The sequence below is a fragment of the Actinokineospora auranticolor genome (assembly GCF_041897805.1).
GTDB classification, from domain to species: Bacteria; Actinomycetota; Actinomycetes; order Mycobacteriales; family Pseudonocardiaceae; genus Actinokineospora; species Actinokineospora auranticolor.
On the sequence record NZ_CP154825.1, the window covers coordinates 3232619 to 3252779 of the forward strand.

Below are 20161 nucleotides of genomic sequence, written 5' to 3' on the forward strand. Positions count from 1 at the left end.
GGCAAGAGCGGTGGGGAGGGGCAAGCCCACCCCACCCGCAGGAGAATTTGGCAGGCTCGTCCCCCCACGCAAAGCAAGTCCACCCAATCAAGGCGAATGGTGCGGGCGCGTTGCGTTAGGCGGGGGGGCTGGACTCAAGCGGCGGTTGTGGGGTGGGTCCGGTGTTGCCGCGTTGCGTTGGGTGGGGCTGGGATCCTGCGGCGGTTGTGGGGTGGCCGGTGCTCGACCGTGTGGGAGCGGGATCCGTTGTGTGGGATTGGGGGAGTGACTCCCTCCCACTTCAACATATAGCGCACTGGGGGGCTTGTGGCAAGGGCTGGGTTGTGGTCCAGAATTGCCCGCCGTAGTGGTTGGGGCCTGTGGGTGTGGGGGTGTGCTTAGTGGATGGGCGGTTCATGTTCGACGTGGTCATTGTCGGGGCTGGTCCGACCGGCTTGATGTTGGCGGGCGAGTTGCGGTTGCACGGTGTGCGCGTGCTGGTGCTTGATCGGGACGTGGAGCCGACGCCGGTTGTTCGGGCGTTGGGGTTGCATGTGCGCAGCATCGAGTTGATGGATCAGCGTGGTTTGCTGGACCGGTTCCTTGCCCTCGGGACCAAGCATGCGGTGGGGGGATTCTTTGCGGGGCTTGGCAAGGGGTGGCCGGAGCGGCTCGACACCAGTCACTCCTATGTTCTTGGTATTCGGCAGACTGTTATTGATCGGTTGCTTGCCGAGCGTGCTGTTGAGATGGGTGCCGAGGTTCGTCGTGGTGTTGAACTCGTTGGGCTCACTCAGGATGGCGGGGTTGCGGCTGAGCTTGCCGATGGGACTTGCTTGCGGGCTCGGTACCTCGTTGGTTGCGATGGTGGTCGTAGCACGGTTCGCAAGCTCGTCGGTGTGGACTTTCCCGGTGAGCCCACCACCGTGGAGACGCTGTTGGGGGAGATGGCCATCGCGGAGTCGCCGGAGGTGGTGGCTGCTGTGGGGGCTGAGGTTCGCAAGACGCAATCTCGGTTTGGGACCATGCCGCTCGGCGAGGGGTACTACCGGGTCATCGTCCCGGCGGACGGGGTGGCGGAGGACCGTGCGATCCCGCCGACCCTCGACGACTTCAAACGGCAACTCCACGCTTACGCGGGAACGGACTTCGGTGTCCACTCCCCGCGCTGGCTGTCCCGGTTCGGTGACGCCACCCGTCAAGCCGAGCGCTACCGGGTGGGCAACGTCTTCCTGGCGGGCGATGCCGCGCACATCCACCCGCCCACCGGTGGGCAGGGGCTCAACCTCGGCATCCAGGACGCCGTGAACCTCGGGTGGAAGCTCGCCGCGGCGGTCGCGGGTTGGGCGCCGGACGATCTGCTCGACACCTACCAGGCCGAACGCCACCCGGTGGCCGCGGCCGTGCTCGACAACACGCGGGCGCAGATGCACCTGATGTCGACCGATCCCGGCCCCCAGGCCGTGCGGCGGCTGTTGGCGGAGTTGGTGGACATCGACGAGGTGAACCGCAGGCTCATCGAGAAGATCACCGCTCTCGACATCCGGTACGACCTCGGTGAGGGCCACGACCTGCTGGGCAAACGCCTGCGGGACGTGACGCTCAAGACCGGTCGTCTCTATGAGCGGATGCGCGGTGGTCGGGGTCTTCTGCTCGACCAGACGGGTGGGCTTCAGGTGGCGGGCTGGGAGGACAGGGTGGATCACGTGGCGGAGGTGACCGAGGAGTTGGACGTGCCCGCGCTGCTCCTGCGGCCGGATGGTCACGTCGCCTGGGTCGGTGGCGACCAACGGGAACTCCAGGTGCACCTGACCCGCTGGTTCGGCGCCGCCACGTGACCGACTCGAGCCGGTCGTCGTGGCAGGAGGGGGTCGACACCGCGGTGTGACCGGGCGGTGGCGGGTGTCCGAGATCGTCCGGCTCGGCTGGTGCGGTCGCGTGGTTCGGCGATCAGACCGCGACCGCGCAGGTGTCCGATGCCGAGCCGCCGTAGACGCTGACTATGCCGGTCTTCCCGTCGGCGTAGAAGCGGGTCATGATGCCCGCCGGGTGGGAGCCGAAGAGGAGGGGGCCGAGTACCGGGGCGACTTCCGCCTGGTGGGCCTCGTCTCCCTCCTCCGGGATCACCCACAGGGAGCAGGTTTGCGGGGTGACGTGTTCCTGGACGACGCTCGTCCCCACCTCCGCCGCGGCGGTCACCGCCGACTCCCACTCGCCGGGGGCGGTGTCGCGGCCGATCATGACCTGTTCACCACTCATCCCCAGCCCCGCCTTCAACACCAACCGCTCCTGAGTGTCCACTGTGAAGCGGAGCAGGTCTACCTCGCGGTCCTCCCAGGTTGTTCGGCGGTCGGTCAGGACTCGGGTCCACGGTAGGTACTTCGCGACCAAGGCGCGTTCGGCGGTGGTCATCCACGGCCGTCCTTCCGACAGCAGGCCCATGGTCACCTTGCTCGACAGGAAAGTCGACGTCTGCGTGCCCACCAGCAGGCACCCGTGGTCCAGCGCCTCCTGCACGGGTGCCATGTCGATCCCCAGGCCCTCCCAATCCGGGATGGTGAAGTTGCGCAACCCCACCCCGTACCGCGACTCCGGCGCGCAATCCCAGGCTCCGTGCAGATCCTCGGGCTCGAAGAACCGCGCGTGCAGGCCCAAGGCGCCGAAGTACTCGGACTCCAGGTCGAAGTACCGCGTCGACGACACCCCCTGGTCCCGCGCACTTCCGACGATCGCCACCCTCGGCGACACACCGAGTTCCACGCACAGGTCCCGGAACATCGCGGCCCGGGCGCCGAACGGGCTCAACCCGTCGATGCCGTAGAGGTCACGCCACACCGCCATCCGGCAGTGCGTCTCGATCGGACCGCCCAGGGCGCCGCTGACGTTGAACTCGAGGAACTTCGGGCCGTCCGGGCCGATCACCACGTCCGGGCGGGCCACGCGGTCGGCGTAGCGCTCCTCCAGGAGTTGGTCCGCCACGAACAGCCGGTGCTCGCTCTCCGGCATCCGGTACGCCTTCAGCCGACCCTCGGTCGTGTCCGCCGTCTCCAAGGCCGTGCGCCGCACCAGGTCCAGCAGTGCCGAAGCGGCGCGGAACAGCTCGGCGTGGGAGGCTCGGGGCAGGGCGATCGGGGCGGCGGGGAGGAACGGCTGGTACGGCCAGCCCGTGTCGCGGATCTCGTAGTGCAGCCGCTCGCGGATGACGGGGGCTGGTGCCGTCGGCGCGAAACTGTAAGCTCCGAACCAGGGGTGCGTGGTCATCGGTGAGCACTTCCTTTGCAAACCAACGTGAAGGGGCGGGCATGACGCTGCGGCAGGTGGGGGACGACGAGTTCGTCGAGGAGCACGGGGGCGACTACGAGGACTTCGAGCCCGGCATGGTGATCCGGCACTGGCCCGGTCGGACGCTCACCGAGACCGACAACACCTGGCTCACCCTGCTGACCATGAACCAGCACCCCCTGCACTTCGACCGCGCCTACGGCGAGGGCGCCGAGTACGGGCGGATCCTGGTCAACAGCGGCATCACGCTGTGCCTCGTCGGCGGCATGACCGTGCAGGCCCTCTCCGCGCGGGCCGTGGCCAACCTCGGGTGGGACCGGGTCCGGCTCAAGGACCCGGTCTACGTCGGCGACACCCTCTACGCCACCAGCCGGATCCTCGGCAAGCGGCTCTCGAACTCCCGGCCCGGCAACGGGATCATCACCGTCGAGACCACCGGCACCAAGTCCACCGGTGAGACCGTCATCGTGTTCGAGCGCTCGTTCATGGTCCGCTGCCGCACTCACCCGGACGCCTCGTAGAGCGCCGCCGCGGCAGCGGTGTCCTCAATGGCCATACCGACACCGCGGAACACCGTGGTGCCAACGGGTCGATCCGTCACGGTGCCCAGGTCGTGCAGGTCCGCCTCGGTGATCAGGCCGCGGGCCAGCGCGGCCCGCACCTCACCGGCGTCCTCGACCGCCGCGGCGCGCTCCTCGACCACGACGAAGGCCGCCGCGAGCAGCGCCGGGTCGACCTCGACGGCATCCTCGTGCGTGCCGCCGATGACGTTGACGTGCGCGCCGCGCGCCACCCAGTCGGCCGCCACCAACGGTTCCGAGCCCGAGGTCGACGTCGCGGTGCAGATGATCGGGGAGTCCACCACGGCGTCCCGCACCGAGGCGCACACCGACACCGGCAGGCCGTGGCTCTCCCGAACCCAGGACGCGAACTCCCCGGTCCGCGCCGGGGTCCGGGAGAACACCCGAACAGTCCTGATCGGACGTACGGCCGACACCGCGTTCACCAACGCCCTTGCCTGAACTCCAGCCCCGACAAGGGAGAGTTCGTCCGCACCCGGGTCCGCGCACACCCGCGTGGCCAGGGCGGCGACCGCGCCGGTCCGCACGGCGGTCAGTTCGGCGCCGTCCAGCAGCGCGGTGATCCGGCCCGTCACCAGGTCGGTCAGCACCACGACACCGTGGATCAGCGGCAGCCCGCGCGCGGGGTTGTCCGGTGTCAGCGTCGTGATCTTCACGCTGCCCACCCCGCGACGCTCCCACACGGCTGTCCCGGCCAGCAGCTGGCTGTCACCGTGTTCGACGACCGTCCGCGACGGCGAGCGAGTCGCCCCCGCCGCGAGGTCGGCGAACACCTCAGCCAGCGCGTCGACCACCCGCAGCATCCGCTTCGGACCGGACATCCGCGCGGCGGTGACGGTGGTGGTCACGCGACCTCCCGGCGGCCCAGCTCGGCGACCACGTCCACGATCAGGTCCTCCTGGCCCGCGATCGCCTGCCGCCTGCCCAGCTCGAAGAACACGTCGCGGGGGTCCACCCCGGCCCGGCCCGCCGCGTCCAGCACCTGGTGCTTGAAGCCGGAGAACACCCCGGCGAGCCCGCTGACGATGCTCAGCGACCCGGTGACCGGCGGCGCGGGCATCAGCTCGCGCTCGGCGAACTCGGCCGCGTCGAGCAGGCCGTAGAGGTCGATGCCGGTGTCGAAGCCGAGGCGTTCGAGCACCGGCACCAGCACCTCCAGCTGGGTGTTGCCCGCGCCGGCGCCGAAGCCGCGCGCGCAGCCATCGATGATCGTGGCCCCGGCCTGCGCGGCGGCGACCGAGTTGGCGACCGCCATGCCCAGGTTGTTGTGCCCGTGGAAGATGACCGGCACGTCGACGGCGGCGGCGATCGCACCGATGCGCGCGGACACGTCCGGTGGCAGGAAGTTGCCCGCCGAGTCCATCAGGCCGACGGCCCGCGCGCCGTAGCCGACGGCCGCGACGGCGTGCTCGGCCAATTGGTCGGGGGAAGCCATGTGGCTCATCATCAGCACGCAGTGCCCGTCCGCGCCCTGTTCCGCGAGGAAGCCCAGGTGCCGCTCGGCCAGCGAGGTCTCGGTGCAGTGCACCCCGATCCGCACCACGTCCGCGCCGTGCTCGAGCGCCCGGTGCAGGTCCGTGGACGTGCCCCAGCCGGGCAGCATGAACACGCCCATCCGGCTGTGCCGCAACGCCTCCCGGACGGTCGAGAGCATCACGTCGTCGCTCACGGCGGCCCGCCCGACCTGGAGGGACGACGCCCCCAGCCCGTTGCCGTGGCCGACCTCGACCACCGGCACACCGGCCGCGTCGGCGGCCTCGGCGTACCCGCGCAACGCGGCGACGTCGAGCTGGTGGCGCACCGCGTGCTGCCCGTCGCGCAACGTGGGGTCGTGGATGATGACTCGGTTCATCGGTGCACCCCCGGTTCCCTGGACCACGCGTGACAGGCCGTGTGTTGATGGGCGGATATCGGCTGGCGGCGCACTGCCGAGCGGTGGATGGCCATCCGGGTCATCGGTGCACCCCGGTTCTCGCGGAGCGCGCCAAGCGGCCCGCGTGCTGCTCGGCGGCCAGGATGGCGGCCGCGTTGATGATGTCGAGGTTGCCCGCGTAGTGCGGCAGCACATCGCTGTTGGCGGTGACCTCGACCGACACCACCACGCGGTCGCCGGTCACGGTGCAGCCCAGCACCTCGTAGCCCGGCGCGAAGGTGCGCACGGCCTTCGCCGCCGTGGACACCGCGGCCCGGACCTCCTCGACCTCGGCGCCCGGGACGATCGCGCGGACGGCCGTGCGGAACGTCGCGGGTGGGACCGCCGGGCTGATGTTGAGGATCGCCTTGGTGTCGCGCACCCCGGTGAACTCGCTGAGCGCCTGGCGGGTGGTGGCCACGTACTCGTCGAGGTTGATCCGGGTCGCGCGGCCCGCGATCGTGCTGGCCACGGTCGACACGGCCTCCAGGTACTCGACCCGGTACCGGCCCGCCAGCGCGTGCGCCACCGGCACCGCCGCCTGACCGCCGCAGCTGACCAGGCTGATGTCGGCGCACTCCGGCACCCCGGTGACCGTCGGCACCACCATCCGGCCCAGCTTGCTCGGCGTCAGGTCGACCAGCAGCGTGCCCAGCGGCTCCAGCAGCCGCCGGTGCTCGGCGTGCGCGGCGGCGCTGGTCGCGTCGAACACGACCGCGAACCGCTCCGCCGCCAGGATCGCGTCGACGCCGTCCGCGCTGGTCGGGCAGCCGAGCCGGGCCGCGTGCCGCAAGCCCGCGGACTCCGGGTTGCGCCCCGCCACCAGCGCGCAGTCCAACACGGGCGACCGGAGCGCCTTGTGCACCAGGTCCTGCCCGATCGCCCCGGTGCCGAGCACCGCCACCCGCACCGGCGCCACGAGGTCCGTGGCCGGGATCTCCACCGCCGTCACCGCGCACCCCCGCGCCGTCCGACCGCACCGTCCCCATCCGCCGGAGCGATCCGGTCGACCGTCGTCCACGTCGTTCTCACCGCGCACCCCCACGCTGCTCGACCACGCCATCTCCCCCCAGCAGTGCGGTCCGCGCACCTCCGAACCGCGCTGTCCACGCGTCTCCCCGCACCGCCGTCATCTCCGCCAGCCGGGCGAAGGGCGGGCCGACCATCGCGCCGTCCAGCACCGCCACCCCGCCGCCCGCCGCGTGGACCGCCTCCGTCACGCGCCGCGCCCTGGCCAGTTCCGCCGGGTCCGGGCGCAGGGCCGCGTTGATCGCGGGCAGCTCCGCCGGGTGCACGGTCGCCTTCCCGTGGAAGCCCAGCTCCCGGATCCGGGTCAGCTCGTCGGCCAGCACGTCCGGCGCGGACAGCCGGAAGTTGGCCGTGTCCACGCACGCCTTGCCGTGCCGCGCGCAGGCCAGGGCCATCGCCTGGCGGGCGGCGAGCATCCCGGCCCAGGTGATCTCCACGCCCAGCGTCGCGGCCAGGTCGGCCGAGCCGAGGACCAGGCCGTCGGCCGCCGCGGTGATCGCGTCGAGGTCGGCCAGCGCGGCGACGGTCTCGACGGTCACGTAGACCTCCGGCGCGGCCCCGGCGCCCGCCAGGGTGTCGCGCAGCAGGCGCACCTCGACCGCCGACTCGACCATCGTCATCACCACGAACCCGGGCCGCACCGCCGACTCGGCCAGCAGCACCAGGTCGTGGACCGCCTCGACCGTGCCCAGCGGGTTCACCCGGACGGCGACGTTCTCCGGTCTCGGCGCCTTCGCCAGGGCCGCGCGGCACACCTCCCGCGCCGCCGCCTTCTCCCGGGGCGGCACCGAGTCCTCCAGGTCGACCAGGTGCACGTCCGCGTCGTACGACCACGCCTTCACGACCCGGTCCAGCGACAGCGCCGGGGTGTACAGGACGCTGCGCGGGATGGCCCCGGTCACCGCAGCACCCCGCCCGGCACCTCGTCGGCCAGGGTGACCGCGTCGGCGCCGACCTCGACCAGCACCCGGCACAGCGACCGGATCTGGTCGACCGTCTGACCGGCTCGCATCATCACCCGCAGCCCGGCCGTGCCGCGCGGCACGATCGGGAAGAACACCGGCGAGACGTAGAACCCGGCCTCGAACACCCGCCTGCCCGCGTCGATGACGGCGTCGTCGCCCATCGGCACGACCCGGATCGGGAACTCCGCCCCCGACTGCGCGGTCCGCACCAGCGAGTCGAACAGCTCGATGTTGGCCGCCAGCCGGGTTTGCCGCGTGACCAGCTCCGGCGTCCGGTGGATCGCCGCGGACGCCAAGGACGCGCCGACGGCGGCGGTGTTCATCGGCTGCGAGTAGCTCAGCGCCCCGGCGAACCGCTCGATCACCCGCAGCACGGACTTGTCGAAGCCGTCCAGCACGATCGCCGCGCCGCTGGTGCCGAACGCCTTGTTGAGCGTGGCCACGGTGACCGTGCGCGCGTCCTGCAGCCTGCTGTTCTCCCGCACGTACCCCATGCCGCGCTCGCCGTAGGCCGACACGGAGTGCGAGTCGTCGAAGTAGACCAGCAGCCCGTACCGGTCCTGGAGGTCGTTGAGCTCCTTCACCGGCGCGTACCCGCCGAGGCTGTCGGCACCGTCGACGACGTAGCAGACCCGCTCGTAGCGCTTGCACATGTCTTCCAGGAAGCCGAGGTCGTGGTGGGCGCAGGTGACCACCTCGGTCTCGTCCGCGCACGCGGGCTTCGCGTTGGCCATCGACACGTGGCAGTACTTGTCGAACACCATCAGCGGCCGGGTCCCGTCACCGAGGTGCCCGGACGCGACCAGCGGCAGCAGTCCCGCGCTGGCCACCCCCGCCGAGATCGCGGACACCACGTCGGCGTCCCACAGCTCGCCCAGCGACGCCTCCAGCTCCAGCAGCGCCGGGATCTGCACGCGGCTGCGCGGGATGCAGTGGTCGAGCACGCCGAAGCGGCGCAGCGCGGCCACCGCGCCCTCGATCACCTCGGGGTGCGAGTCGAGGTCGAGGTAGGAGCAGCAGGTGAAGTTGACGAACTCGTGCCCGTCGGCGGTGCGCAGCAGGCCGTCGTCGAGCTCGGCGACGATCCCGGCGAGACCGTTGCGCTCGGACATGTCCCAGAACGCGTTGCCGATCCCGACGGCCTTGTCGTTGTCCCGGTACCGGTGCGGCGGGGTGATCGACTCGCGCCCGGTCACGACTGCGACTCCGCGGGCTGGTAGTTGTAGACGCCCTTGAGCTTGCGGTAGAGCGCGGTGTAGAGCGCGACACCGAGCACGTACGGGCGGCGCAGGATCTTCGTGTCGCGCAGCCAGAAGTTCATGTTGATGTTCATGTCGGCCAGCGACTCCGCCTGGTGCCACCAGCCCAGCGGCAGGTACAGCATCTGACCGGGCTCCAGGACCAGCTCGCGCCGCTCGGCCAACCGGCCCACCAGCTTGGGGAACCGCCGCGCGTCGACGTTGTCGAAGTCGAACGCCTGGGACTTGTCGCCGAAGCCCTTGCGCAGCGAGCGCGGGTAGTAGTCCCACGACCCCGGCGGCGCCAGCACGAACCGCTTGCGGCCCTCCAGCGCGATGTTGAAGTTCTCCAGCTCGTCGAAGTGGCTCTGGGTGAACACGCCCTTGTGGCTGATCCACAGGTTCGCCGCGTTGAGCGAGCGCCGGTAGTCGAACAGCTCCCCGGCGTCGAAGCCCAGGATCGCGTTGACGTCGGCCGGGTTGTTGCGGATGTTGGACACGATCCGGTTCCACGTGCCCGGGTCGGTCAGGTACCGCTCGTCGGCGAAGAACTCGCGCAGCTTGATGTCGCGCGTGGTCCAGCGCGCGGAGTTCTGCTTGTCGCTGGGCTCGGTGAACAGCGTCACCGACATGTCGCCCAGCCGCTCCGCGACACCCTCGCGGCCCAGCCCTTGGACGCTGTCGGGCAGCGTGATCACCACGGGCACGTCCGCCCGGATCAGCGCCTCCCGGCCGAACGCCAGGAACTCGTCGAAACCCAACCGGGGCACCGGGACCCCGCCCAGTTCCTCGGTGACCGGCTCAACCGACTCTGTTGTGCTCATGGTGTTTCCCTCACCTCTCCACGACCGAACCACTACCCGCGGGCACGTCCCGGGTGCCCGCGTGCAACGCGGACTGGCCCAACAGGCTCAACGCCAGCGCGACGACCCCGCCGCCGACCGCGGCCAGCGCCGCGTGCGACGAACCGCCGGACTCGGCGAGCCGCCCGCCCACCGCCGTGCCCGCGGCGATGCCGAGCGCGCCCGCGCTGCTCAGCCACGAGAACCCCTCCGACAGGGAACCCCTGGGTGCCAACGACTCCAACAACGTGCTACCCGCGATCAACGACGGCGACAGGGCCACCCCGGCCACCACCGCCAACCCCGCCATCGCCAGGGACGACCCGGCGAACGCCAGCGGCACCGTGCCCACCGCCACCGTCCCGGCGGTGATCGACAGCAGCCGGGCCTGCGACAGCCGCCAGTCCACCGCCCCGTACACCCCGCCCGCGACCAGGCTCCCCACCGCCGTGAGCGACAGGAACACCCCGGCCATCCCGGGCGACCCCTGCTCCTTCGCGAACGCGACCATGGTCACGTCCACCGCGCCGAGCAGGAAACCCAACCCCGCGTAGGCGACGATCAACACCTGCACGCCGCGCACCGCGATCGCCCGCCGCGGCCCGCTCGGGTCGACCGGCTTCACGCCGGGCTCGGACGGCTTGTGCAGCGCCAGCGCGATCGAGCCCGCGGTGGTCAGCACGACGCACGCCACCAGCCCCGCCGCCGGGTGCGCCGCGGTGGCCAGCGCCGTGGCCAGCAGCGGTCCCAGCAGGAAGATGGTCTCGTCCAACATGGACTCGAGCGCGTACGCGGTGCGCAGCCCGCCCTGGTCGACCAGCGCGGCCCACCTGGCCCGCATGAACGACGTCAGCGACACCGACGAGCAGCCGGTCACCACCGCCGCGACCACCAGCAGCCACAGCGGCGCCCGCAGCACCGCCGCCACCAGCAGCCAGACCAGGCCCAGGCCGTGGCCCGCGCACGCGAGCAGCAGCACGCGCCGCTGGCTGTGCCGGTCGGCCAGCCGCCCGAGCACCGGGCTCGCCAGCCCCTGCGCGACCAGCAGCGTCGCCGCGACCACCCCGGCCTGTCCGAGTGAACCGGTCGCCGCGGACACCAGCAGCAGGCAGGCCAGCGAGCGCATGGCGATGGGGAAGCGCCCGACGAAGCCCCACAGGCCCAGTGCCGCGGCCCCGGGCGAACGCAGCAACGTCGAATACGCCAGAAAGCCGGATTTGGCGCCCCCTGCGGACACAATGCTCCTGTTCTGTGAATACTGGTAATGCCCCGCCGAAAGGCCGAACCGCCGCGCTGCTCGCTAAACGCGGCGACGCCGGGTCACGCTAGGCGGGCTCCCACCTGCTGTCAATGCCCCAAACGCGCCGCGACCCGGGGCTGAAAGGCGCAACCGGGTACGCATTCCGGTATCGCGTTTCGCCGCACGGACAAACGCGAGAACGGGTCGGGTCCAGGGTGCGTTCCGCCCATATTCCACCTCCGGGAAAGCCGCGTCGATCAACCACGATACCCATTACCCCGCCGGGTCGCTTTGTGGTCATCGTGTGGCCAAGGTGGACCGTTAGGGTGGACGGTGTGATCCGGACCGCACTGGGCCGCCGTTCAGCCGGTGGTGTGGTGACCGAGGTGGACAGCCGCCCGCGCGGGCGCCCGAAGGGGCGGGATCAGGCCACGACGGTGGTGCGGCCGTCGCGCCAGACGACCAGGCCGGTGCGGTCGGGCCGGGTGCGCAGCCAGGTGGCGGCGTCGCGGCCGTGCGCGTAGGCGGCGGTGGCGTCGATGTCGGCCCAGGTGAGGGTGTCGGCGACGACGGTCACCGAGGCGACGTCGGCGGGCGGGCGGCCGGTGCGGCCGTCCACGATGTGCTCGCCGCGGTGCGCGGTGCCGGAGGTCGCGACCGCGCCGGAGCGGATCGGGATGACGGCGATGATCTTGCTGGGGGAGCGCGGGTCCTCGACGCCGACGCGCCACGGCGCGCCGTCCGGGTCGAGGGTCCGGCAGACCAGGTCGCCGCCTGCGGAGAGGCAGAAGCCGGTGTCGGGCAACGCGCGCAGGTGCTCGGCGGCGCGCTCGGCCGCCCAGCCCTTGACCACGCCGTTCGGGTCCAGCACGGACTCGCCGTCCGGGCCCGGGCGCCGGACGCGGAAGGCGCCGCCGGAGTCGTGCTCGGCCCACTCGGCCAGTCCGAGCACCTCGGTGACCTCGGGTGGGCAGTCCACCGGGCCGATCTCGCCGCGGCCGAGGCGGGAGATCACCGAGTCCACGCGGAACGTGCTGAACACGCGGTCCACCTCGCGCAACTCGGCCATCACCGCCGCCCACGCCGACCGCGCCGACGCGTCGTCGGTGTGCGCGCCGCGCAGGGCGAGGCTGATCGGCATGCCCATGACGTGCTCGACGTAGCGCTTCGAGTCCGGTGTGGATGGTGCCATCACAGCCCCGCCTCGTCGAGCGCGCCCTGGAGGGACTCGCGGTAGCCCTCGCTGGTCACCGTAGCGCCGCTGACCATGTCGATGTCGGCGCTCTGCGCGTCGAGCGCCTCCTCGGTGAGGATGGGCAGCGCGCGGGCGTTGATCTGCTGGTCCTTGCGGTTGGCATCGGGGGACTGGAGCACGGTGACCGCGGTGACCTTGTTGTCCGCCAGGGTGATCGCGACCTGCACCGCACCCCAGCGGGTCTGCGCCACCGGACCGGTGACCGTCCGGCCACCCGACGACGTGCCGACCGCGACCACCTCCGAACTCGCGGGCAGCGCGGCGGAGGTCGAGGTGTGGTAACCGAAGAGGAGCACGAGGACGGTGAGCGTGCTCAAACCCCACATGACGACGCGTTTCATGACCTCACCACTCGAAGTGCTCGACGTGCAGCCGCGCGGCCGGGAGCCCGGCGGCCTGGACCGTGCGGCACACCAGCGCCGCCCACGGCGCCGGACCGCACACGTACACGTCGTGGTCGGCGATATCGGGTACCAGCGCGCGCAGGACCGCCAGGTCGTCGAGCCGCGCGACGCCGTCGCCGAGCCAGGAGTCGTGGCCGCGGCGGTGGCCCGGGAGGGGCACCACCCGGAGCCCGCGTTGCCGGGCCAGGTCCTGGAACTCGGTCTCGAAGAGGGGGCGGTCGGTGAACCGGTGCAGCACAACGGCTTCGCCCGGCGCGTACGCCATTCCCCCGGCCAGCGCGCGCAGCGGCGCGATGCCGACACCCGCGCCGATCAACGCCACCTTCCGACTCGCACGGGCGCGTTCGGTGAGCCTGCCGAAGGGGCCTTCGAACAGGACCCGGGTGCCGGGTCGCAGCTGTGCGACGCGGATGCTGTTGTCGCCCAACGCTTGCACAGTGATGCGCAGGCCGCGGCCGTCGGGCGCGGCGGAGAGGGAGTACGGGTTGCCGCGTGTCCAGCCCTTCCGGTCGAGGAACCGCCAACCGAGGAACTGACCGGCCTGAGCCGGGAAAAGGCGCAGGTCCCGTCCGGTGAGGTGCACCGAGTACACGCCGTCGCCCTCCGGCACCACGGCGCTGACGCGCAGCCGGTGCCGCAGGTTCCGCGTGATCGGGACCCCTAGCCGCCAGACCAGCACCGCGCCGACGGAGGCGCCCCAGAGGGACCACCAGAACACCGTGGTCGCGGTGGAGGACAGGAAGTCCTGGCCGGTCCACAACTGGTGCGGCAGCGCCAAGCCGACGCCGAGGTAGGCGTAGAGGTGCAGCAGGTGCCACGACTCGTAGCGGATCTTCCGGCGCGCGGCCTTGACGCTGGTCACGGCCGTGAGCACCAGGCAGACCGTGCCCGCGAGCGCCAGCAGCATGCCCGGGTACTCGGTCACCAGCTGCCAGGACGTCGCGGGTGTCTCGACCAGGTCGCCCGCCGCGTAGCCCCAGGTGATCAGGACGACGTGGGCCAGCATGAGGTTGACCGAGGTGAACCCGACGACGCGGTGGTGGCGGACGAGGCGGTCCTGGCCGAAGGCGCGTTCGAGGACCGGGACCCTGGCCATCATCAGGACCTGCGCCAGCAGCAGCACGGACGCGACCAGGCCGGTGAGGCGACCGAGGGAGGTCAGGCCGGACTCCCACTCCGCCAGCGCCCCGAGGCCGCCGCCGGTGGTCCACCAGTACGTGACCAGCAGCAGCGCCGCCCACAGCGCCGAACCGGCGGCGATTCGCACGCCGCGGTCGACACCCGCGGGCGAGGTCGTCGGGACGGTCGCGGGCAGCGTCGGCGGTTCGGTGAGGGCGGTCACGGGCGGTCCTTCCGGTCGACTGCCCCTACCGTCGCCGACGGTTCTGGGAGCGCGTTGGGAGCGACCTGTGCGTCCGCTGTGCGTGGGAGCGGACCGGTGAATGGCGGGATTTCCGCGGTTTTGTACGCGAATGCGAACTGGACAAAAACGGGACGGGCGAGTCTTCCGCGTGGCCGGAAGGTTGCCCACACTTTCGGGTGAATATTGCGCCTAGGGGTGGGCGGAGCGCGGTCGTCTCCGGTATTGATCTTCAAAAAACTTCGTGACATCGCCTGGTCCACTGGCATTTCCCCATGCCGCCAGTGGACTACCGGCGCTCCACCCGATGGGGTGACAGTCAGGCGTTTCCCGGTCTGGGTAAAGTACGCGTGTCATTGCGAGTCGCTTCTCGGTACTCCCACCGTCCCCCCGTTCTCCGCGACCGTTCGGCTCCGCGAAGGAGCGATTCGTCGCAGACTCGGCGGTCGGTTGGAAAACCGCGTGGGGCTTCCTGCATGATTGCCGCGAGGGCGGGATGGACGTGAAAGTGCGGCTCCCCGGTAGGCGCCGGGGAGCCGCACGTCCAGACCGGCCCGCACCTCTGGACCGAGTGTGAAGCGAACAGGAGGCACGAACCAAGTGGTGACCTTACAAGTGTGCGCGGCCGACGAGCCAGGCAGACACGGTCATCTCCCCGGCCGGGGGGAACGCGATCACCCGGTCGGCAGCGGCGGCCGGACGCCGCTCGTGCTCATCGAGTTGGACGGGCGCGGGAGTCGGTCGCCGGAAACCCCGGCGCGGCCGGACAAGGCGGCCGCGCGGCGGCGCGCGGCGGCGCGCGGCGCGGTACGACTTCGCCGTCACCATGGTGTTCATGGTCGCGGTGCTCGGCGCGGTCCTGCTGCTGTTCCACGTGCTGGCCCCGGTCGCGGTGCCGACCGTGGGAGTGGTCGCGGGCGTGGCCTTCGTCGGGGAGTTCGTCCAGCAGTTCCGACGCAGGCGCGTCACTCCCTGAGGGAAAACCTTTCCGGGCAAGGGAACGCGCCCGGGAGGCGGGGGCGGAGGCTGATGATGCTGACACCAGCCTCCACCCCCTGTTCGGAGACGGCGGCCCGCCTGGTCCGGGAGCACCTCGCCCCGGCGGGCCGCCGTTGCCCTGCACGTGATCATGCACGTGCAGCACGGTCTTCCAGTAAACGACAGCTGTTCGCGATCGGTACCGATCGCCACACGATAGTGTGGATCTTGCCGCGTGCACCTTGCCCGCGGGCGTCTCAGTCGTCGGTCGCCACCCAGAGCACGCCGCGGCTGTGGGGCTCGGTCGTGGAGTAGGCCTGACCCGCCGCGGAACCGCGTTCGTTGGTGTACTCGGGCGATTCGTAGCCGGTTCCGGGCAACAGGGGCAGTTCGGCGATCCGCCCCGAGGGGGACCAGCGCACCGTGCGGGTCTCCGTGCGGTCCGGGTTCGTCGAGGTCCCCACGGCCGCACCGGATCCGTTGATGGCGTTCGCGGTCGCCCAGTCGTCGCCGGGGAGCGGCGCGAGTTCGGTCGGTTTGCCCGATCTGTTCCACCGAAACGCCTTCTGGTGGCGGTCCTCGAGACCTTGCCCGCTCCCGAGGGTCTCGCCGCGCGCGTTGACGCCCCAGACGTACGGCCACTCGAACCCCTCCGGCTCGAGGACGGTCACCGTGGTGGCGTCCTCGCGCAGGTTCCACCGAACCGCGGCGCTGCGACCGTTCGGGAGGCCGACGCTGCCGTAGGCGAACCGGCCGCGGAGGCCGCGCAATTCGGACCCGGTCGCCCACGACGGCACCGGCAGCGCGGTGGGCGTGCCGTCCGGGCCCCAGCGGACAGCGGCGGACGGGGCGCCGGTCGCGCGCTTGCGCGCGGAGAAGCCATAGGCCACGCCGTCGTCGGTCAACCCGGTGACCGAGCTGTGCTCGTCGCCGGGCAGCGGCTCGAGTACCTCGATGCCACCCGCCGGGTCCCACCGCACCGCGTGCCACGGGTGGGCCGGGAGCCGGTCGTTGGTCGCGAAGCCGCCCACCCACCCGCTGTCGGTCACCCTCATCGCGGCGGTCTCCGGGAACCCCGGTGCCCCGGGCAGTTCGGTCACCCGCCCGTCGAGATCCCACCGCGCGGGTCGCTGGACGAGCGTGGCCTCGCTGTAGACCATTCCCGCACAGGTACCTTCGTTGTTGATGCCGTACGCGTACCCGGCGTCGGCGTCCTCGGGCAGCGTCAACCGGGTCAACCCGCCATCGCGCCCCCACCGCACCGGTATCGTGTCCCACGGGTACTCGTCCGGTATGAGCACCCCGACCGCCATGTCGGAGTCGTTGAGCCCCGTGACCCGACTCACCGATCCCGGCGTCTCCAACGCCACAACCGTGAACCCGCGCGCCTCCGCGCCCGCGGCCACCGCCGGGATCGACACCGAGAGCAACAAACCGACAGCAGTGCACACCATTCCCTTGCGCAGCAACATATCTCCCTCCCCGGTACGCCCCGCGCAAGTGTGCCGCCCCGGCGTGCGCGCACATCAGGGCCATGCGGCTGTGACCTGTCCTCGGTTCCACCGGGACGGGACAGCGGTGTGCCCTCCGCTCACCGGTGGGTCGGCAGCCAGAGCTCCGCGCGGCTCCAGAAGCGGTCCCCGTCCGCGAGGTAGCCCTGCCCGGCTATCGCGCCCCGGTCGCTGATGTGGAAGGGGGTGTTCGTCGTCGTGCCGCGCAGCGTCGGCAACCGGGTGGGGGTGCCCCCCGGGTTCCAGCGCACGGGTTCGAAGTTCTCGTTGGTGTAGCGGTATGACTGGCCCACGGCGGTGCCCGAACCGTTGATGGCGTACACGTACGTGTCCAGGTGGCCGGGCAGCGGTGCCGGCGTTGTTCACATCCGCGACCGCGCTCCACACCCCTGGCGTCTCAAGGCCGACGACCCGGTACCCGCCCACCTCGGCCGCCGCGGGCACGGCGGTCAGCAGGCAGAAGACCCCGCAGAGCACGATCGTCCGATACGCACACGACCTCCCCGATCCCGACGCCCGCCCCCAGCCTGTTGCCCCGGCGGCGGGCCACGTCAGGGCCGTACGGCCGCGACACCGCTCACCAGGTGACCGGCATGGTGTAGAGCCCGTAGATCGTGGCGTCGTCCTTGTACGGCAGCTCGTCCGCCGGGGTGGCCAGGGCGAGGGTGGGGACGCGGCGGAAGAGGGTGGCGAAGACGGTCTCGAGTTCCAGGCGGGCGAGGTTCTGGCCGAGGCACTGGTGCGGGCCGTAGCCGAAGGCCACGTGGTGGCGGGCGTCGCGGTGGACGTCGAAGGTGTCCGGGTCGGGGAAGGCGGCGGGGTCGTGGTTGGCGGCGTGGCCGACGGCGAGGACGCCCTCGCCCTCGCGGATCGGGGTGCCGCCGATCGCCAGGTCCGCGGTGGCCACGCGGGACAGGGCGCTCTCCACGACGCTGAGGTAGCGCAGCAGCTCCTCGACCGCGCCCGGCACCAACCCCGGGTCCCGGCGCACGGCGGCCAGCTGGTCCGGGTGCTCCAGCAGGGTCATGGTGCCCAGGGAGATCATGTTCGCGGTGGTCTCGTGGCCCGCGATCAGCAGCAGGGTGGCCAGCGACACCAGCTCGGCGTGGTCCTCCGCGCCCGCCGCGCGCTGCCGCCGGACCTGCCTGCCCAGCAGGTCGTCGCCGGGGTCGGCGGCCTTGGCGGTGATCAGCCCGCTCAGGTACTCCTGCAGCTCCCGGATCGCCCGGTCGCGGTCGTCCGGTGCGGTCGACCGCCGCACGACCGCCGCGCTGCGCTCCTGGAAGAACACGTGGTCGGCGTAGGGGACGCCGAGCAGCTCGCAGATCACCAGCGACGGCACCGGCAGCGCCAGCGCCGCGACCAGGTCGGCGGGCCGGGGACCGGCCAGCAGCGCGTCGACGCACTCGTCAACGACTCGCTGGACCCGCGGCCTCAGCTCGCGCATGCGGCGCACGGTGAACTCACCCAGCACCGCCCGCCGCGCGGGGCCGTGCTCGGGCGGGTCGAGCGACAGCATCGGCACCCGGTCCCGGAAGGTCAGGTTCGGCTTGGCGCGCAGCAGGAACGGGAACCCGGGGGCGCGCCGGTCGGAGCTGAACCGGGTGTCGGCGAGCAGCGCCCGCACCTCCGCGTAGCGGGTCACCAGCCACGCGGGCTCGCCGTTGGGGAGCCGCACCCGGGCCACCGGCTCCCGCTCCCGAAGCCGCGCGTACTCCGCCGACGGGGTGTACGGGCAGGTCCGGGGCACCGGAACCGCCAGTAGGGTCTCGTCGGTCACGTCGGCCATCGCCCGCCCCTCCACCTCGACTGAACCACTCACGGTAATCGGGCGGTGGCTCCGCGTCTACATCGGCTGGTCAGGGGGCGGGTAGCCGGAACGCGGCGGTCGCCTCCGCGACGGTCGCCGTGGTCGCCAGCCCGCGCTCGACCGGCCCGACGGCGTCGATCGGGTCCTGGACCCGCAGCAACCGGGTGAACCCGAGCCCGGTGACGTTCTGCCAGGCGGTCGTGACCTCCGCCGCGCCCGGCCACGTGATCGACGCGGGCCTGCCCGCGAGCCCGGCCGCCGCGTCACCGGTCGACACCGCCTCGGCGACCTGGTGGGTCAGCCGCCGGGACAGCGGCCCGGCGGCGGCCAGCGACACCCGCACGTCGAAGGCGCGGTCGGCGTAGCGGTCGACGGCGTCGGCGAACAGCGGGACCGCGGCCGCGGCGAAGTCGTCCGGCGCCCGCCTGCGGCCGAACACGCTGCCCGTCGGCGAGGGGCCGGAGCGGGACAGCTGCCGCAACCGCTCCGTGTGCCCGGCCAGCAGCGACTTCAGGTCGTCGTCGACGCGGAACGGGCGCAAACCGGTGGAGACCAGGACCGGCACCGGCTGCGCCACCAGCTCTGTCCACAAGCGACGCCACGTCATCGGCGTCGAACCCCGCCACGGTGTCACGGCCGCGATCCGGGGCGCGTCCGTGTCGCCGCCCGCGCCCGGCCGGGCGCTGATCGTCTTGCCGATCTCGACGATTCCGTTGGGGTCCAGGGGAAAGGGCAGGAGAATGCGCTTCAGGTCCGACTCGGCGGTGATGACCGTTGCGGTCAGCCCGGGTGGGACGCGGTCGGCGATCCGGGACACCAACTCGGCGGCTCCCGGCGCGCGGACCAAGAGGTAGGTGTCCACGCGGTGCTCACGGGGGTCGGTGACGTGGCGCAGTTCCAGCCGCGCGCCAAGGCAGGTCTCCCAGAGCGAACCCAGCCAGTCCGCCTCGGTCAGCTGCTCGGTCGTTCGTTCGGTGAGGACGTCCGTGCCACCCGCGCGCGCGGCCAGTCCGGTCGTCGCCGCCGAAACGTCCGGAGTGGATACCCCGGCCCTGGTGAGCACCAGCCCGGCGATGCTGTCGTCGTCCTCGGTCGACACCACGGCGACGCCCATGAGACCCCCTCGCGACCCCGGGCTCCGCAACGCCCGGATCGCCCTTGAGGTCGCGACGCGGGTGGCCGCTGTTACCCGTGATCGAGAACTTGTCCGATCACGACCATCCCACCCGCCGGGCGGCTCGGTGAACGCCGAGGGAGCGAGCGGAAAGGATGACCGACCGGTCCGGTCGGCCCGCACCGACCCACAAATGGTCCTTTGTGGACATATTTGGCCCGTGGCGAACCCGCGGGTGTGGCCGCGGCGAGATCGGTAACCCTGTTCTTGTCGACCGGGGCCCGGTGGCGACCGTTCGATCGCCGAGTACTTGCGCGAGCGGCGCGCCGGAGCTACCGTGACTGAAAGGAGTGTCTTCACTACTCTGAGTGTCGAACGTGCCGTGTTCGGGGATCACGACGAAGAGAGGTGCGGGGATGGTCGACCGTTCGAACAGCAGCACCGAGAGCGACGTGGAGCGGCTGAGGCGGGGCGAGGCGGCGGCGCGGATGCGGCGCGCCGACCGCAACGCCCCCGACCGCTCGCGCCGCATGTCCGATGTGGAAGCCGTGCGCTGCGGGGTTTGGCCGCCGCTCAACTGGGTCCGGTGAGTCTGGGTCCGGTGAGTCTCGGTCCGGCGGGCGCCGCATAGCGAAAAGCGCGGTCTCGGCCAAGCCGAGAC

General features: G+C 71.7%; 20 protein-coding genes. 4 read left to right on the forward strand and 16 right to left on the reverse strand.

Annotation, left to right across the window (positions count from 1 at the left end; genetic code table 11):
• Positions 1-395 precede the first annotated feature (395 nt).
• Entirely contained in the window at positions 396-1817 is a 1422-nt protein-coding gene (rox, locus tag V5P93_RS14740; protein ID WP_104476737.1) for a rifampin monooxygenase, read from the forward strand.
• 112 nt (positions 1818-1929) lie between these two features.
• Here rox and V5P93_RS14745 read toward each other — a convergent pair whose 3' ends face one another.
• On the reverse strand, positions 1930-3240 hold the full coding sequence (locus tag V5P93_RS14745; protein WP_104476049.1) for a hypothetical protein: 1311 nt from the start codon (positions 3238-3240) through the stop codon (positions 1930-1932).
• Positions 3241-3281: 41 nt separating this feature from the next.
• Here V5P93_RS14745 and V5P93_RS14750 point away from each other — a divergent pair, with 41 nt between their 5' ends.
• Positions 3282-3782 carry a MaoC family dehydratase gene (locus V5P93_RS14750; RefSeq protein ID WP_104476051.1) on the forward strand — a complete coding sequence of 167 codons (501 nt, stop codon included), beginning with the start codon at positions 3282-3284 and terminating at the stop codon, positions 3780-3782.
• On the opposite strand, the gene V5P93_RS14755 is transcribed toward V5P93_RS14750, so the two are convergent.
• From V5P93_RS14755 to V5P93_RS14805, 11 genes are all read right to left on the reverse strand, one after another.
• Complete coding sequence (locus V5P93_RS14755) at positions 3764-4690, reverse strand: ornithine cyclodeaminase family protein (protein ID WP_219823868.1); 927 nt, start codon at positions 4688-4690, stop codon at positions 3764-3766. The genes V5P93_RS14750 and V5P93_RS14755 overlap by 19 nt on opposite strands.
• Positions 4687-5694: a 4-hydroxy-2-oxovalerate aldolase gene (dmpG, locus tag V5P93_RS14760; RefSeq protein WP_104476053.1), complete on the reverse strand. Its 1008-nt coding sequence runs from the start codon at positions 5692-5694 to the stop codon at positions 4687-4689. The genes V5P93_RS14755 and dmpG overlap by 4 nt, the downstream gene beginning before the upstream one ends.
• A gap of 100 nt (positions 5695-5794) precedes the next feature.
• Entirely contained in the window at positions 5795-6706 is a 912-nt protein-coding gene (locus V5P93_RS14765; protein ID WP_219823869.1) for an acetaldehyde dehydrogenase (acetylating), read from the reverse strand.
• Positions 6707-6782: 76 nt separating this feature from the next.
• Entirely contained in the window at positions 6783-7685 is a 903-nt protein-coding gene (locus tag V5P93_RS14770; protein WP_104476056.1) for a CoA ester lyase, read from the reverse strand.
• Complete coding sequence (locus V5P93_RS14775) at positions 7682-8944, reverse strand: aminotransferase class I/II-fold pyridoxal phosphate-dependent enzyme (protein WP_104476057.1); 1263 nt, start codon at positions 8942-8944, stop codon at positions 7682-7684. The genes V5P93_RS14770 and V5P93_RS14775 overlap by 4 nt, the downstream gene beginning before the upstream one ends.
• Positions 8941-9810 (reverse strand): cupin-like domain-containing protein, encoded by an 870-nt coding sequence (locus tag V5P93_RS14780; RefSeq protein ID WP_104476059.1) that lies wholly within the window; start codon positions 9808-9810, stop codon positions 8941-8943. Before V5P93_RS14780 ends, V5P93_RS14775 begins: the two co-directional genes overlap by 4 nt.
• A 10-nt stretch (positions 9811-9820) precedes the next feature.
• Positions 9821-11065 (reverse strand): MFS transporter, encoded by a 1245-nt coding sequence (locus V5P93_RS14785; protein WP_219823870.1) that lies wholly within the window; start codon positions 11063-11065, stop codon positions 9821-9823.
• A 427-nt stretch (positions 11066-11492) separates the two neighbouring features.
• Positions 11493-12260, reverse strand: a complete 768-nt coding sequence (locus V5P93_RS14790) for an FAD:protein FMN transferase (protein WP_219823871.1) — start codon at positions 12258-12260, stop codon at positions 11493-11495.
• The gene (locus V5P93_RS14795; protein WP_104476060.1) at positions 12260-12664 is read right to left on the reverse strand and encodes an FMN-binding protein; all 405 of its coding nucleotides are present in this window, start codon (positions 12662-12664) and stop codon (positions 12260-12262) included. Before V5P93_RS14795 ends, V5P93_RS14790 begins: the two co-directional genes overlap by 1 nt.
• Before the next feature lie 4 nt (positions 12665-12668).
• Entirely contained in the window at positions 12669-14069 is a 1401-nt protein-coding gene (locus V5P93_RS14800; protein WP_104476062.1) for a ferric reductase-like transmembrane domain-containing protein, read from the reverse strand.
• A 627-nt stretch (positions 14070-14696) separates the two neighbouring features.
• Positions 14697-14924: a hypothetical protein gene (locus V5P93_RS14805; RefSeq protein ID WP_146107880.1), complete on the reverse strand. Its 228-nt coding sequence runs from the start codon at positions 14922-14924 to the stop codon at positions 14697-14699.
• Between V5P93_RS14805 and V5P93_RS14810 the strand changes: the two genes are divergently transcribed.
• On the forward strand, positions 14923-15063 hold the full coding sequence (locus V5P93_RS14810; RefSeq protein WP_181043256.1) for a hypothetical protein: 141 nt from the start codon (positions 14923-14925) through the stop codon (positions 15061-15063). The two genes, V5P93_RS14805 and V5P93_RS14810, sit on opposite strands and share 2 nt — an antisense overlap.
• A 259-nt stretch (positions 15064-15322) precedes the next feature.
• Here the strand turns inward: V5P93_RS14810 and V5P93_RS14815 are convergent, their stop codons facing one another.
• From V5P93_RS14815 to V5P93_RS14830, 4 genes are all read right to left on the reverse strand, one after another.
• Complete coding sequence (locus V5P93_RS14815; protein WP_104476065.1) at positions 15323-16537, reverse strand: hypothetical protein; 1215 nt, start codon at positions 16535-16537, stop codon at positions 15323-15325.
• A 119-nt stretch (positions 16538-16656) separates the two neighbouring features.
• Positions 16657-16899, reverse strand: coding sequence for a hypothetical protein (locus V5P93_RS14820; protein WP_104476067.1), 243 nt, complete (start codon positions 16897-16899; stop codon positions 16657-16659).
• 254 nt (positions 16900-17153) lie between these two features.
• Entirely contained in the window at positions 17154-18365 is a 1212-nt protein-coding gene (locus tag V5P93_RS14825) for a cytochrome P450 (protein WP_104476068.1), read from the reverse strand.
• Positions 18366-18435: 70 nt separating this feature from the next.
• Positions 18436-19500: a hypothetical protein gene (locus V5P93_RS14830; protein WP_104476070.1), complete on the reverse strand. Its 1065-nt coding sequence runs from the start codon at positions 19498-19500 to the stop codon at positions 18436-18438.
• Between the two features lie 416 nt (positions 19501-19916).
• Between V5P93_RS14830 and V5P93_RS14835 the strand changes: the two genes are divergently transcribed.
• Complete coding sequence (locus tag V5P93_RS14835) at positions 19917-20090, forward strand: hypothetical protein (protein WP_181043257.1); 174 nt, start codon at positions 19917-19919, stop codon at positions 20088-20090.
• The last annotated feature ends 71 nt before the right edge of the window (positions 20091-20161 follow it).